At 63.1% G+C, this 13,421-nt stretch carries 17 protein-coding genes and 1 pseudogene; 13 read left to right on the forward strand and 5 right to left on the reverse strand.

All coding sequences use genetic code 11. The annotated features are described in order from the left end of the window. Positions 1-42 precede the first annotated feature (42 nt). The 6 genes from QXU97_04565 (at position 43) to QXU97_04590 (ending at position 5,327) form a co-directional block, all read left to right on the forward strand. Entirely contained in the window at positions 43-900 is an 858-nt protein-coding gene (locus QXU97_04565; protein ID MEM4035867.1) for a DMT family transporter, read from the forward strand. 159 nt (positions 901-1,059) lie between these two features. Beyond that, the gene (locus tag QXU97_04570) at positions 1,060-2,667 is read left to right on the forward strand and encodes an APC family permease (GenBank protein ID MEM4035868.1); all 1,608 of its coding nucleotides are present in this window, start codon (positions 1,060-1,062) and stop codon (positions 2,665-2,667) included. A 13-nt stretch (positions 2,668-2,680) separates the two neighbouring features. Continuing rightward, entirely contained in the window at positions 2,681-3,622 is a 942-nt protein-coding gene (locus tag QXU97_04575) for a hypothetical protein (GenBank protein MEM4035869.1), read from the forward strand. Position 3,623: 1 nt separating this feature from the next. Next, the gene (locus QXU97_04580) at positions 3,624-4,430 is read left to right on the forward strand and encodes a hypothetical protein (GenBank protein ID MEM4035870.1); all 807 of its coding nucleotides are present in this window, start codon (positions 3,624-3,626) and stop codon (positions 4,428-4,430) included. 26 nt (positions 4,431-4,456) lie between these two features. Further along, complete coding sequence (gene tsaA, locus QXU97_04585) at positions 4,457-4,972, forward strand: tRNA (N6-threonylcarbamoyladenosine(37)-N6)-methyltransferase TrmO (GenBank protein ID MEM4035871.1); 516 nt, start codon at positions 4,457-4,459, stop codon at positions 4,970-4,972. Positions 4,973-5,051: 79 nt separating this feature from the next. Then, the gene (locus tag QXU97_04590) at positions 5,052-5,327 is read left to right on the forward strand and encodes a twin-arginine translocase TatA/TatE family subunit (protein ID MEM4035872.1); all 276 of its coding nucleotides are present in this window, start codon (positions 5,052-5,054) and stop codon (positions 5,325-5,327) included. Here QXU97_04590 and QXU97_04595 read toward each other — a convergent pair. From QXU97_04595 to modA, 3 genes are read right to left on the reverse strand one after another with little or no spacing between them, the layout of a single operon-like run. Then, positions 5,269-5,985: an ATP-binding cassette domain-containing protein gene (locus QXU97_04595; GenBank protein MEM4035873.1), complete on the reverse strand. Its 717-nt coding sequence runs from the start codon at positions 5,983-5,985 to the stop codon at positions 5,269-5,271. The genes QXU97_04590 and QXU97_04595 overlap by 59 nt on opposite strands. Then, on the reverse strand, positions 5,982-6,758 hold the full coding sequence (locus QXU97_04600; protein ID MEM4035874.1) for an ABC transporter permease subunit: 777 nt from the start codon (positions 6,756-6,758) through the stop codon (positions 5,982-5,984). Before QXU97_04600 ends, QXU97_04595 begins: the two co-directional genes overlap by 4 nt. Then, on the reverse strand, positions 6,755-7,585 hold the full coding sequence (gene modA, locus QXU97_04605) for a molybdate ABC transporter substrate-binding protein (protein MEM4035875.1): 831 nt from the start codon (positions 7,583-7,585) through the stop codon (positions 6,755-6,757). The genes QXU97_04600 and modA overlap by 4 nt, the downstream gene beginning before the upstream one ends. A gap of 182 nt (positions 7,586-7,767) precedes the next feature. On the opposite strand from modA, the gene QXU97_04610 reads away from it, so the two are divergent. From QXU97_04610 to QXU97_04630, 5 genes are read left to right on the forward strand one after another with little or no spacing between them, the layout of a single operon-like run. After that, on the forward strand, positions 7,768-8,169 hold the full coding sequence (locus QXU97_04610; protein MEM4035876.1) for a radical SAM protein: 402 nt from the start codon (positions 7,768-7,770) through the stop codon (positions 8,167-8,169). A 40-nt stretch (positions 8,170-8,209) separates the two neighbouring features. After that, a complete protein-coding gene (locus QXU97_04615) occupies positions 8,210-8,686 on the forward strand; it encodes a hypothetical protein (GenBank protein MEM4035877.1) in 477 nt (158 codons plus the stop codon). Continuing rightward, entirely contained in the window at positions 8,683-9,138 is a 456-nt protein-coding gene (moaC, locus tag QXU97_04620; GenBank protein MEM4035878.1) for a cyclic pyranopterin monophosphate synthase MoaC, read from the forward strand. Before QXU97_04615 ends, moaC begins: the two co-directional genes overlap by 4 nt. Next, entirely contained in the window at positions 9,135-9,389 is a 255-nt protein-coding gene (locus QXU97_04625) for a MoaD/ThiS family protein (protein ID MEM4035879.1), read from the forward strand. Before moaC ends, QXU97_04625 begins: the two co-directional genes overlap by 4 nt. Positions 9,390-9,392: 3 nt before the next feature. Beyond that, positions 9,393-9,854, forward strand: coding sequence for a molybdenum cofactor biosynthesis protein MoaE (locus tag QXU97_04630; protein ID MEM4035880.1), 462 nt, complete (start codon positions 9,393-9,395; stop codon positions 9,852-9,854). Here QXU97_04630 and QXU97_04635 read toward each other — a convergent pair. Next, positions 9,841-11,100: a molybdopterin molybdotransferase MoeA gene (locus QXU97_04635; GenBank protein MEM4035881.1), complete on the reverse strand. Its 1,260-nt coding sequence runs from the start codon at positions 11,098-11,100 to the stop codon at positions 9,841-9,843. The two genes, QXU97_04630 and QXU97_04635, sit on opposite strands and share 14 nt — an antisense overlap. 72 nt (positions 11,101-11,172) lie before the next feature. Between QXU97_04635 and QXU97_04640 the strand changes: the two genes are divergently transcribed. Both QXU97_04640 and QXU97_04645 read left to right on the forward strand, forming a co-directional pair. Further along, entirely contained in the window at positions 11,173-12,033 is an 861-nt protein-coding gene (locus tag QXU97_04640) for a molybdenum cofactor guanylyltransferase (protein MEM4035882.1), read from the forward strand. Between the two features lie 22 nt (positions 12,034-12,055). Continuing rightward, positions 12,056-12,532, forward strand: coding sequence for a Tfx family DNA-binding protein (locus QXU97_04645; protein ID MEM4035883.1), 477 nt, complete (start codon positions 12,056-12,058; stop codon positions 12,530-12,532). Here QXU97_04645 and QXU97_04650 read toward each other — a convergent pair. After that, positions 12,506-13,399 (reverse strand): annotated as a pseudogene (locus QXU97_04650) (GNAT family N-acetyltransferase). The gene QXU97_04645 and the pseudogene QXU97_04650 overlap by 27 nt on opposite strands. Positions 13,400-13,421 lie beyond the last annotated feature (22 nt).

The following is a 13,421-nucleotide window of genomic DNA, read 5'->3' on the forward strand; positions in this document are numbered from 1 at the left end:
GCTCCTCCTCGCACACCCGCTCGTCGAGGTGGAAGGGGCTCATTGGATGGAGTCGGCGCCTGGAGGCCGGCGGGGCTCTTGGCCGCCCCCCTAGCGGCCACGATATGGGCGCTCATAGTTTTCCCCTACAGGTCCTACATGAGGGGCTCGGGGCCCTTGGCCCTCAACGCCAGGAGGCTCCTCTACGCGGCCGTCCTCTCATCCCCTGCTGCCGCTCTCAAGCTCGAGCCGAGCAGAGACCTCCTCTTCGCCGCCGCCTCGGGGCTCTTCGGCCTCTGGATAGGGGACACGCTCTACTTCGGGGCCATAAGACGCTCGGGGCCCTCCGTAGCTGCTCCCGTGGCCTACACGTACATCGTGTTGTCGCAGTTCGCCGCCTCGCTCTTGGGAGAGCGATTGAGGCCCGAAGTCGTGACGGCTTCGCTGATCGCGTTCGCGGGCGTAGTCGTGGTGTCGAGCGGCGAGGGGAGAGCCGGAGCGGCGGGCATCGCCTACGCGCTCGGCGCCGCCCTCTCCTGGGTCGCCAGCGTCTCGTGCATCAAGCTGGCCAGCGAGAGCGTGGACTTCTTCTCGATAGCCTACGCAAGGGTGGCTGCCGCCGCTTTGGCTGCGTGGATTCAGCTCACCGCGAGAGGGAGAGCCCCCTCTCCCCTCCCGCCGAAGGGGTGGAGCGCTCTACCGCTCATAGCTGTCTTAGACCTCGTAGTGGGGGGTTCGCTCTTCGCCCTGAGCATAGGTGCGCTGGGAGTTTCGCCCACCGTCGTCGTGATCTCTCTTTCGCCAGCCATCACGCAGATCTACGCGAGGCTCACCGGGGTGGAGCTCGTCGGTCCGAGGAAGATGATAGGCGCCGGCCTCATAATAGCTGCCTCCATCCTCGTGGCCATGAGGGGAGCCTGAGAGGGCGGGGCCCCTGGGCGGCCTCTTTGGCCGGAGAATGCGTGAGCTTCTCGGTTAACTGCCTCGTCGACGCTTATTAACGAGCAGCGATGCCCTATCTCACGAGCAGAACGATCTGATTATATACTCGTTAACCTACACCGCACGCCCGACGGGTCGATGAGGTTGACCGAGGAGGTCTTCGTCAGGAGAGCGTCGGGTCTCGTGAGAGAGCTCTCGTGGCTCGACGTGGCTCTCTGGGTTCTCGCCACGCCGGCGGCTTCCGGCATAACCTATTACTCGGTCAAGATATTGGGGGACCCCTCGTGCTATGGAGGCAGCATCGTGTTGTCCTTCGCCCTCGCCGGCCTGATGTTCTTGCCCCTCGTGGTGGCCTTCGCTCTGATAGCTGCGTCCTTCCCCAGGTCCAGCAGCCTCTACGTCTTCGTCTCCAGGGCGATCCACCCCGTCCTCGGCTTCTTGCCCTTCTGGTACTTCGTGATCGGCGGAGGAGCGGCGATGGCATCCGGCTTCCTCGCGTTCATTGGGATCAAGGTGTTGAGCGGCCCCCTGACCGTGGCGGCCGCAGCGACCGGGAGCCCCTCGATGCTCAGGCTGGCCGAGAGCCTCGTTGAGCCGAGAAATCAGCTAGTCGTCGCGATAATCGTCGTGCTCGTCGTGTGGGCTCTCAACTACTTGGGGATGAGAGTGATCAAGTGGACCATGAGAGTTCTCGTGGTTCTGCCCCTCGCGGCCACCCTGACGGCCATGCTGGTCCTGGCCGCCGCCGAGCCCGGGGCCGGTCAGAGGAGCTTCGACGCCGTGTTCGGCTCCGGCGCCGCGAGCTCCGTGCTCTCGACCGCCGTGGAGGGCCGAGGAGGCGTGGAGCCCCTCTCTCCCGTCGGCCTCCTCGCCGGGAGCTACGGAATGTTGCTGTGGACGCTGTGGGCCTTCACGGGGGTCGAGATCGTGACGTTCGTCGGGAGCGAGGTCAAGGACCCCTCGCGCAGCTACTTCCGAGGCTATTTGACCGGATTCGTCATCGTGACGCTGGTTTACTTGACGCTGCCCTACTTGGCTCAGAGAGCCTTCGGCTACGACTTCCTCGCCTCTTACGCGTACCTGAAGTCGGAGTACCCCGACGTGCTGGAGAGAATCCTCGGGGTCCCTCCGCCGGATCCCTCGATACCGTTCTACGCGTCGATGCTCCTCGGGAGCCCCGCTGTTGCAGTAACGCTCGGCGCGTGCTTCGTCTTGTGGTACCTCAACACGATAATACCGATATGGGTCGGAGGAGTCAGGGGCTTCTTCTCGATGGCCTTCGACAGGATGCTGCCGGAGCGCCTGGCCTCCGTCTCCCCCAGGTGGGCTGCCCCCACGTGGGCCAACCACGTGATAGCGATCATGGCTCTGTTCGGCGCGCTCATGACCTACATGGAGAACATGGGCTACGGAGCGGCCGCCGCTCTCATATCGTTCATGGACTTCAGCGTGTTATTCTTCGTCTGGCCCGTCGGCCTGGCCCTCATGCTTATGCCACACTGGAGGCCCGACCTCTTCGATAAAGTGGTGTTGCCATCGAGGAGGCTCTGCACCGTCGTCGGCGCTCTCGTCTTCGCTCTGGGCTGGTTCTTCATGATATTGACGGCCTACAGCGACCCCGCGATAGTACTCGTGAACGTCGTCGTCGGCACGGCCGGCCTCCTTATCTTCGCCTACATGTCGCAGAAGAACAGAGAGAGGGGAATAGAGCCCAGCAGGGTCTTTGCTCAGATACCGCCGGCTTAGGAGAGGGTGGAAGGTGAGAGTCTTTTTCGCCACGGACGTTCACGGCTCCTCGCTCGTTTGGAGGAAGTGGCTCAGATCCGCCGAGGTCTACGGGGCCGACGTCCTGGTGATGGCGGGCGATCTCACGGGCAAGGTCCTCGTGCCAATAGTGAAGAGGGGAGACGAGTATCATGCGAGGTACTTCGGGAGAAAGTGGAGGCTGCGAGGAGAGGCCGAGGTCTCGGCATTCGAGGAGAGGCTCGAGGGGGCGGGAGCCTACTACGTGAGAGTAACGGACAGCGAGCTCGAGGAGCTGAGGAGCAAGCCCGAGCTCGTCGAGAAGTTGATGCACGAGAAGATCGTCGAGAGGCTCAGGCTCTGGCTAGAACAGGCCGTCGAGAAGGCGAGGGCCGAGGTGAGGGTCGTAGTCATGCCCGGCAACGACGACGACTTCTTCGTAGACGAGGTCCTGAGAGAGTTCGAGGACCGCGTGACCACGACTCCGCTGGGCGGCGTCGAGGAGCTCGGAGGGCACGAGATCCTATCGTCTCCCTACGTCAATCCGACGCCTTGGAGAACTCCGAGAGAGATGGCGGAGGAGGAGCTCGAGAAGCACCTGAGGGCTCTCGCCTCGGAGCTCGACAGGCCCGAGAGGGCCGTCTTCAATCTCCACTGCCCGCCCCACGGGACTAACCTCGACATAGCTCCCAAGCTGGACAGAAGCCTGAGGCCCGTGGTGATCGGAGGTGTGGTCCTCACAGAGCACGTAGGCAGTGTTGCCGTGAGGCGCGTGTTGGAAGACGTGCGTCCTCTGGTCGGCCTCCACGGCCACATTCACGAGTCCAGCGGCGTTGACAGAGTGGGCGGAACGGTCGTCCTGAACCCGGGCAGCGAGTACAGCGAGGGGATCCTCAGGGGATACGTCGTGGAGCTGAGAGGGGGAGAACTGGGAGGATATTGGAGGGTAGAGGGCTGAGATGAGGCCCCCTCTCGACGTCGACGAGTTCGCGGCCAAGGCCGTCGAGATGATCGAGGAGGCTCGGAGGAGGGGGGTCGTGCTGAGGATTCTGGGGGCTTGCGCCGTGTACCTGCACTCGCTCCACGAGCCCGACGCCGTTGAGCTGGCGAGGTCCCTCGGCAGGTTCGAGGCTCACAACGGAACGTTCAAGGATGTGGACCTCGCGGCCTACGGCAAGCAGAGGAAGCAAGTGGTGGAGCTCCTCGAGAGAGGACTGGGGCTCGAGTCGAACCCCCTCTTCAAGATGATGTACGGGCACAAGAGGCTCATCTACGTCCATCCGACGCTGGGCTTCGAGGTGGACGTGTTCTTTGACAAGCTCGAGTTCAATCACGACGTGCCCTTCGGCGAGGGGCCGGGGAGAGGGAGGCTCGAGCTGGACTACCCAACGCTGCCTCTGGCGGACCTGCTCCTCAGCAAGCTCCAGATAGTGAGGTCCACGAGAGGAGACCTCCTGGACGTCGCAGCGATCCTACGCGCTCACGAGCTGTGCGAGGGGGAGGACAGAGAGTGCGTAGACTCGAGATACGTTGTCTCGATCTTATCGGACGACTGGGGCTTCTGGTACGATGCGGTGACCAACCTCAAGAGGGCAAGGGAGCTCCTCGAGTCCCGGGGACTCGAAGAGGCCAGAGCAGCTATCTCGAGAATCGACGAACTGCTCGACGTTCTCGAGAGAGCTCCAAAGACCAAGAGGTGGATCGCGAGGAGCAAGGTCGGCACGTCGAGGCCCTGGTTCCGAGAGGTCGAGGAGCTCGAGCGCTGAGGGTCTCCCCCTCGGAGCTGAGGAGCTTGAGCCCCCAGCGGCTCTCCTTCGAGGTGAAGCCTATAGGTTACGTGAGAGTTCCGCGCTGCGACGAGGAGGTGAAGTCCTCGCCGAGAGGGGTGGAGGGCGAGATCGAGGTCCTCGAGGAATACGCCGAGGGCCTCAAAGGGATCGAGGGGTTCTCGCACCTGATCGTGTTGGCCTATCTACACAAAGTAACGGAGGAGCAGAGGAGGACTCTGCTCGTCAGACCGATGAGGCTCGCCAGATTGGGCGTCCCTCTCGAGAGCCTCCCCCTCGTTGGGGTGTTCTGCACCGACTCGCCCCACAGGCCCAACCCGCTGGCTCTGACCATAGTTGAGTTGAAGAGAGTTGAGGGCAGGAGGCTCATCGTATCGGGACTGGACCTATTCGACGGGACTCCCGTCCTCGACATCAAGCCCTACACGCCGGCGAGGAGGATCGAGGAGCCGAGAACTCCGGCCTGGTACGAGGAGCTGGCTGAGAAGCTGAGAAAGCTGGGGACCTCGGGAGAGCTCTAGCTCTCGCCGAGGCCCTGGAAACGAATTAATATTTGCGCGACGACTCGTGAGCGCGGAGAGAGCGCTCGGTGATCATCTCATGCCATTTAGCCTCGGCACGACCGAGCTGATCATCTTGGGTCTCATCGTCGTTCTGCTCCTCCTAGTACCTAGCAAGCTGCCTCAGCTAGCTAGGGGAATCGGCGAGGCGATAAGAGAGTTCAGACGAGCCTCCAAGGAGATGGAGGAGGTCGGGGAGGGGGTCAAGAGAGAGGCCTCGAAGGCGGTGAGCGATGTCAAGACATCCGAGGAGGAGCTTAGGAGAGTCGTGACTCAAATCCTCGAGGAAGAGAGGAAGAAACAAGCAGGCTCTTAATGCCGAGACGCGTCAGCTCGTCCGCCCTCCGACTATCCTGCCCCCCCCTGAGCAAGACGACCCTATCGGCTAGCTTCTCGACCTCGCTCGAGTCGTGACTGACGTAGATCGTCGGGACTCTGCTCCTCTCGACCCAAGCCCTGAGGACGCTCTCGGTCTCGGACGCGACCCTCTCTCGGGACTCCGCGTCGATCGACGAGAGGGGCTCGTCGAGGAGCAGGGCTCTCTCGGCTCTGACCAGAGCTCGAGCCAGAGCCACCCTCTGCCTCTGCCCTCCGCTCAGCTCCCCAGCTTTCCTGCTCAGGAGCCCATCGAGGCCGAGGAGAGAGCACGCCTCGCGAGCTCTGGCCAGGTCCTCGCGCCTCCTCAGCTTGAGCGCCACGTTCTCCCACACCGTCATGTGGGGGAAGAGCAGGAGGTCCTGGGGAACGTAGCCCACTCCCCTGGCCTCGGGCGGGAGCCTCGTGACGTCCAGGCCCCCGAGGAGGATCCTCCCTCTCTCGGGCTTGATGAAGCCTGCCAGCGTCTCTAGGAGAGTGGTCTTGCCCGCCCCATTGGGGCCCATGACCGCGAGGATCTCGCCTCGCTCTACCCTCAGCTCCTCGATCTCCAGCGTGAAGGCGCCTCTTCTCACCGCTATTCCAAGGACCTCGATCATTCGACGGACCTCCCCGCGATCCTCAGCGTCGCCAGCGCGAGCGCTCCCAGAGCGGCCAGGACTAGAGCCGAGGCGGCGGCGTGAGCCAAATCTCCTCGAGCTATGGCCAGGTAGAGCGAGATGGGCAGAGTCTCGGTCTTGTGTGGAGTGGCCCCGGCCACCATGAGCGTCGCCCCAAACTCGCCGGCGGCTCTGACCCAGGCCAGCGAGCTCGCCCCCAAGATCCCTCTCCACCTCATCGGGATCGCCACCTTGACCAAAGCCTCGAACTCCGAGAGCCCGAGGCTCCTGGCCATTAGGATGTGCCTATCATCCACCGCGTCGAATACGTCCTTGAGGTAGGACACCATCACTGGGAGCACCACGGCCATCTGAGCTAACACTATGCCGGGCACCTCGAATGTCAAGCCGACGAGCGAGTCGAGAGCCGCTCCGACGCTCGTGCGCTTGAGGAAGAGCAGGAGAGAGAGGCCGAGCGCTATGGGCGGCATGACGGCCGGCAGCTTACTCAACTCCAATAGGACTCCTCGACCGGGGAAGTTCTTCTTGGAGAGAGCGTAGGCCGTCGGGAGCGCGATGAGCAGCGAGGCGGCGAGGGACGCCGTGGCGGTGGAGGCGCTGAGGACGAGCGCTCTCAGCGACCTCGCCGAGGAGAGCTCCCTGAGTATATCGCTCGGACCCACGAGGAGAGGGGCCAGCAGCGCGGCCAGAGAGAGCGAGGACGCGAGGAGGAGAGCCGCGTAGCAAGCGATCGAGAAGAGCGGGAGCCTCATGGGAGCTCCTCCGCCGTGGCGCCCGGCGCCAGCTTGAGAGCCTCCTCGAGGGTTGGTAGATACCCGTACCTCCTCCAGACCTCGGCCATTTTCTCTGACGAGAGAAACTTGAGGAACTCCTCGGCGAGCTCTTTGTTTTTCGAGTAGGCGGTGACCGCCCCCGCTATGTAGCCTATCCTCGCCGCCTCGCCGGGCCTCAAGAGCACAAGTTCCGTCGCGTTGGGGTCCCAGAAGTGAAACACGTGCCATCCCAGGACCGCGTCCACAGCGCCCGTCGTGACGAGGGAAGCCAGGTGCTCACAGCTCGAGGCGTAGACCTTGATGTTCTTGGAGGCTTCGCTCCACAGCCCGATCCTCTCGAGTATCTCCTTCGCGTACAACCCCACGCAGACCGCCTCGGGGTCGGCGATCGCAATCGACACGCCCGGCCTCGCGAGATCCTCGATGCTCGTGATGTTCTTCGGATTCCCCTTGGCAACTATCAGAGCCGGAACGAGATAGGCCAAGACGACGGGCCTCCTCGAGGAGTCGAGCACGCCGAGTTGAGCGGCTCTCCATAAGAATTCCTGGGAGCCGGGCACGTAGAGGTCTCCGTCGCGGGCCACGAGGAGTTGAGAGAGCAGAGCCCCCGAGCCGCCGAGCCTGAGCTCTACCCGGACTCCTGTCTCTCGCTGGAAGACCTCGACCGCTTCTCGATAGACGGGCGCGGCGGCCGCCCCGGCATAGACCACGAGCCTCTCGCTTTTCTTCGAGAGAGCTCCTATGTAAACAACGGAAATTACTACAATTACGAAGAAGAGAGCGACTGCTACCCTGCGAGAGCTCAAGGGAACTCCCCGCGGGAGAGAGCTTCAAGAATCGAGAAATATGAGAATATATTTAGGCGCACGGAGGCTCCGCCTATAAGTCAAATAGTCAAATGAGGTAGATTATACTGAACTATACTGAGGTTTTCTCGTAAAACATAAATATTTACGCTCGGAGGCTCGAGCGGTGGCCAGCGCTAATGTTGATCGATCGCTTCTCGCGTCCGCTGAGGGGGCTCAGGATTAGCGTCACTTACAGATGCAACTTCAGATGCTTCTTCTGTCACGCGGAGGGGCTCGAGAGAGGACCGGTCGAGGAGCTGAGGCCTCGCGAGGTCGAGCTCCTCGCGAGGGCCGCCTCATCGCTCGGGGCCTCGGAGGCGAAGCTGACCGGCGGGGAGCCCCTGACGAGGGGAGACGCGGTGGATCTCGTCTCGGCCGCTAAGCGGGGCGGAATTAACGAGATCTCGATGACTACGAACGGTTCTCTTTTGAGCGACTTGGCCCGGGAGCTGGCCGAGGCGGGTCTGCGCAGAGTCAACATCAGCCTCCACTCGTTGAACCCGAGACTTTTTCGGGGAGATCACGAGGGGAGGATCCCTTGAGGAGGTCCTGGAGGGAGCTAGAGCGGCCAAGAGAGCCGGAATGAAAGTCAAGCTGAATTTCACCGTCATGAGGTCGAACGCCGGGGAGCTGAGGGAGCTGTTGGAGCTCGCGTCGAGGGAAGGCTTCGACGTGAGTTTGATAGAGCTCGTGCCGGTGGAACCCAACGGGCTCGAGTGGTGGAGGCGCGAACACGTGGGCCTCGGAGAAGTCGAAGCGGAGCTCTCGTCGTTGGCCTCTTACTTTTACAGGAGGGAGCTCCACAGAAGGCCTGTCTACGTCTTGCCGAGCGGCGCGAAAGTCGACGTGGTGAAAGGCTACGCCGACCTCGAGATGTGCTCCGCCTGTGTGAGGCTCAGAGTGTCGCCTGAGGGCGTGGCCAGGGCGTGTCTCTACGGGGGGCCCTCGCTTGACCTGAGGCCGTGGCTGAGAACTGGAGACCTCGAGGGCCTAATCGGGGCTCTGTCGTATTTCTGGCTCTCGAGGTCCCCGACGTATAGGGCGAGGCGAGGCGCTTGAGCGAGGCCCTCAAGATGATCGATGTATCGTCAAAGCCCGAGGTCGTTAGGGTCTCGGTGGCCGAGGGCGTGATCAGGCTGAGGAGAGAGACCGTCGAGAGGATAAGAGCCGGGGCTGTCGAAAAGGGCGACGTGCTCGCTGTGAGCAGCGTCGCGGCCGTGCTGGCCGTGAAGAGGACGCCGGAGCTCCTACCTCTGGCCCACAATATACCGATCGAGTGGGTCGGCGTCGAGCACGAGCTACTCGAGGAAGGGGTCAGAGTGAGGGTCTCGGTGAAGACCACCGCGAAGACAGGGGCCGAGATGGAGGCCCTCGTCGGCGTCTCGGCCGCTCTCCTGACGATATGGGACATGGTGAAGAAGCACGAAAAGGACGAGCTAGGCCTGTATCCGGAGACGAGGATCGAGGGGGTCAGAGTCGTGGAGAAGAGGAAGGAAGGGGCTGGACCTTGAGAATCAGGGTGAGGCTCTTCTCGCTGTTCCGAGACGCGGCCGGGGGTATCGGCGAGCTCGAGGTAGAGCTCGAGGACGGCTCCAAGCTCTCGGAGCTAATCGAAGTCCTTTCGCGCGAGCTCCCGCGGCTCGCCGAGGCCCTCAGGGCTCATCCGTCGCTCGTCCTGATCAATGGCGAGGCCGCGAGAGGAGACCCCACGTTGAGGGAGGAAGACGAAGTGGCTCTCGCGCCGATCCCCTCGGGTGGATGAGGCTTGACTCGGAGATTCGAGGGCTCGGTCCTAGATAAGGTGACGCCCGAGGACGTCGCCTCTCTGCTCCGCGAGCTCGCGAGCTCCGGGGGGCCTGAGGGCTTTGGGGGCATAGCGATCTTCGTAGGCTGCGTGAAGGGCTTAGTGGATGGTAAGAGAGTCAAGAGATTGGTCTACGAGGCCTACGAGCCCTTCGCCTCTCGCAAGTTGCGCGAGATAAGCGAGAGCTTCTCGTCGGATCCCAATGTCAATTCGGTGGTCATAGCGCACGCCTCCGGCGAGCTCTCCCCGGGGGACATAGCTCTGTTCATTGCAGTCTCGGCGAGAGATAGGAAGAGAGCGCTCGAGGCCCTCTCAAGCGCCCTCGAGAGGGTCAAGGCCGAGGCCCCGATCTTCAAACTCGAGGTTAGAGAAGATGGGGAGTTCTACGTTGTGGGCAACAGCGTGAGAGTCAAGCGTACATGAGCGTGTAGGGCAGGAGCCTCGCCTCGATCAGCTCGCCCGCTCTCTTAGCCTCCCCGGGCCCGATCACAGCGAAGCCCGAGCTCTTCGTGAGCATCGTGATGAGGGGGGATCCTCCCAGCGGGCCCTCGACCGGGCGCGCGTTAATCTCCGAGCCCTCGCGCTCGAGCGCGAAGAACTTGAGAGCCGCTCTATCTGCCCTCCCCCTCGCATCTCGCGTTAGCCTCGCCGAGACCACGACGTACGGGTCGTCGTTTCCCGTCAGAGCTGACGAGATGGCCGGTGCCACGAAGAGCAGCAGACAAGCCATGGTCGAACCCACGTGAGCTGGAACCATGAAGAGCGGCTTGTCTCGAATCACGGCGAATCCGCTCACCTTGCCGGGGCTCACCGCAACCCCGTGAAAGACGATCTCTCCCATCTCTCTCACGACCGACGGCACTACGTCCTCTCTCGAAACGGAGACTCCCCCCACCGCGAGGACCAGGTCCGCCTCGAGTAGAGACTCCTCGATCGCTCCCTCCACGAGCTTGGGTTCGTCGGGGATCGGGGGAGAGACTCGAGTCGATACCCCGAGCAGCTCGAGGAATAGCGCCACCATCCTCGCGTAGTTGTCGGGGAACCTCACTCCTCTCCTGGCCCTCTCGGTGAGATCGCTGCCCACCGGCACGAGGACTGCTCTCGGCCTCTCCAGCACTTCCACCTCCGAGGCTCCTATCTCCATGAGGAGGCAGAGATCCTGCGGCCTCAGCACTCTGCCCCGTCTCAGAAGCACCTCGCCCCTCCCGAAGTCTGTGGCTCTCCTAATCACACTCTCCATTGGCTTCAACTTGCGCGTTACTATCAGCTCTCCGCCATCGACCGCCGCCTCCTCGAGCCTCAACACCGCGTCCGCTCCCAGGGGCAGAGGGGCCCCGCATGGAACGTAGGCGGCCTGGCCCTCGGCCAACTTCATGCTCGAGGGCTCGTCGAGCGTGCTCATCGAGCCGACTATCTTAAGTCTCGCGGGCCTCTCCTCAGTGGCTCCCGCTGTATCCTCGCTCCTCAGGGCGTAGCCGTCGTAGAACGCTTCATCATAGCGCGGCCTGTCGAAGGGCGCGACGACGTCCTCGGCGAGCACTCTGCCTAAGGCCTCCTCGACGGGAATCCTCGTTCTCCTCAGAGGCAGAGAGAACTTCTCGAAGAGCCTGCGCCTCGCCTCCTCGACGCTCAAGAGCTCGGCGTCGCGGGCTAAGCTCCGCGTCCCCAAGAGGGCTCGCCGCGAGGGCTCCGGCGTCGTAAAATAAAGCCCTTGCGAGCATATCGCGCTGGGGCGGACCAGTTGAGCTTGCTGGGGGTGATCCTAGCCGGGGGGCGCTCGAGACGCTTCGGATCTAATAAGCTCCTCAGAGAGGTGGGGGGCGAGCCTATGGTGGTCAGGGTAGCGAGGGCCCTAGTAGAGGCCGGAGCCGAGGAGGTCGTCGTCTCGACGAGGAGAGAGCTCGCGAGCTCGCTCGCGAGCGTCCTCCCCAGGGCTCTCCTGGTCCTCGATCGCGAGGAGGAGTGCAGAGGCCCCGCTCGAGGGCTCCTCGCGGTCTTCGACGAGATCGAGGCCGACGCTTATCTCATTGCTCCGGGCGACGCCCCCTGGCTCGCCGCCGGCCCCCTCTCCGCCCTGGCTTCGCTGGCCGCGAGCAGAGGCGCTGAAGCGGCTTCGCCCCTCTGGGCCGGGGGGGCGTTGGAGCCTCTGATAGCCTACGCCGAGAGGCGCGCGGCGGAGAGGTTCTCCGCGCTCGCGAGAGCGAGGAAAGGGCTCTGCAGGCCGACAGATCTGCACAGAGCAGCGAGGAGGCTTCTCTTGGCTGGGACGGGGCTCCTCTCCGAAGACCCTAGGACTTTCGCCAACGTGAACAGGCCCGAGGACCTCGAGGACCCCAAGCCCAGGTCCGAGCTCTGGCGAGGCGTCTTAGAGCTCTCGGGTAGGCACTCTGACTTATTCTCGGAGGCCTCGCTGGCTCTACCGGAGGATCCGCGAAGGGCCTCCGAGCTCTACTCGCTCGAGGCCTCAATATACTTGGGAGCGGGCGCGCGCCACCTGGCTTATCACGCTCTCCTAGACTCGTCGCTCCTCTCGACTGAGGCCCGAGGAGGGCTCCTCGCGGATCTCGAGAGAGAGTTTGGGAAAGAGGAGGGGGCGTGCTAACACTCGGTGGAGGTCGAGGCGCGTGAGCTCTAAGAGTAGGCGCGGTTTCCTGACCGAGAGACAAATCGAGGTCCTGAGGTTGAGGCTGAGAGGCCTCACTCAGGAGAAGGTGGCAGAGGCGCTGGGGACCTCGAGGGAGAACGTATCAGTGATAGAGAAGAGGGCTCGAGAGAAGCTGAGGCTGGCCCTCGAAACTTTGGAAATCTTCCTGGAGCTGTCCTCGACCGCGGTGGTCGAGTTAGAAGAGGGGGTCGGCGTCGAGGAGGCGGCGTTGAGTGTGTTTAGGGCGGCCGACGAGGTCGGGGTAAAGCTCAAGGAGACGTTCACGGAGGTGGTCGAGGCTCTTAGAAGGGCGTCGGCGAGCAAGGGCGCCTCGCTAGGGAGAAGACTCAGGGTCTACGTGAGGAGGGACGGCTTCGTCGTAGTCCGCCGAGTCCCGCCGGAGGAGCTCGAAGTTCTCAGCTCATTTACCTCAGCTTCTCGAGCTCGACGAGCCTAACTCGAGGGGCCGTCGACCGCCCGCGCGCTGCTCGAGGCTCTTCTCGAGCACGTACTCGCTCCCAGACACGCCGAAGCCGCACTCCACCAGGAACGCCGTGATGCCCGACTTCGTGGCATCGACGGGGATCCTCACGGCTTCGGCCCCGAATTCCTCGGCCCGCCTCCTTAGCCCTACCAACAAGGCTCTAAGAGCTTCCCTCAATGAGTAAGAGGACACAGCCAGATAATCTACGAGGAGCTTGCCGTCCGGAGTATACTCCGCCGCTCCCCTGAGCATCGAACCCCTATAGACGAGTACGGCGCCGACTCGCCCGCGGAACTTCTTGTAGACGAGTCTGTCCACCGACTCGGTTAGGTTCCACCACCAAGCAGTGGGCCTGAGCCTCGAGAATCTGACGCGCCCTGCTCTCCCGAGCCTCACCGAGTAGCCCTCCTCGGCTCGCTCCGGCAACTCGGTCGGCTCAGCCTCCATGAGGAGGACGAGCCTCCTGAAGGCGAAGCCTCTCCGCAGGTAGAAGTCGAGAGCCGCCAGGTTGTCGCTCTTGACGCTTAGGCTGAGCCTCCTCGCCCCCTCCTCCGACAGGATCCTCTGCGCCTCCTCCAACAGAGAGCTCCCCACGCCCATTCCTCGAAAGTCCCGATCTACTGCGATAGCGCTGATGTAGGCCTCGTCTCTGTGCTTATATATCACGGCGAAGCCCACGATCTCTCCGCCCATCTCGGCGACAAGCACTCTGCCGCGCTTGGACCTGACTCTTATGAAGGCCTCTAGCCAGTCGTAGCTCTCCGGGTCGAGGGCCTCGAGCTCGCTCGAGTATATCTCATAGATCTTGCGCGCGTCGCGGACCCCGGCGAGCCTCACGAGAAGCTCTCCGACCCGCCCGCGA

The organism is Fervidicoccaceae archaeon (assembly GCA_038878695.1).
Taxonomy (GTDB): domain Archaea; phylum Thermoproteota; class Thermoprotei_A; order Sulfolobales; family Fervidicoccaceae; genus JAVZVD01.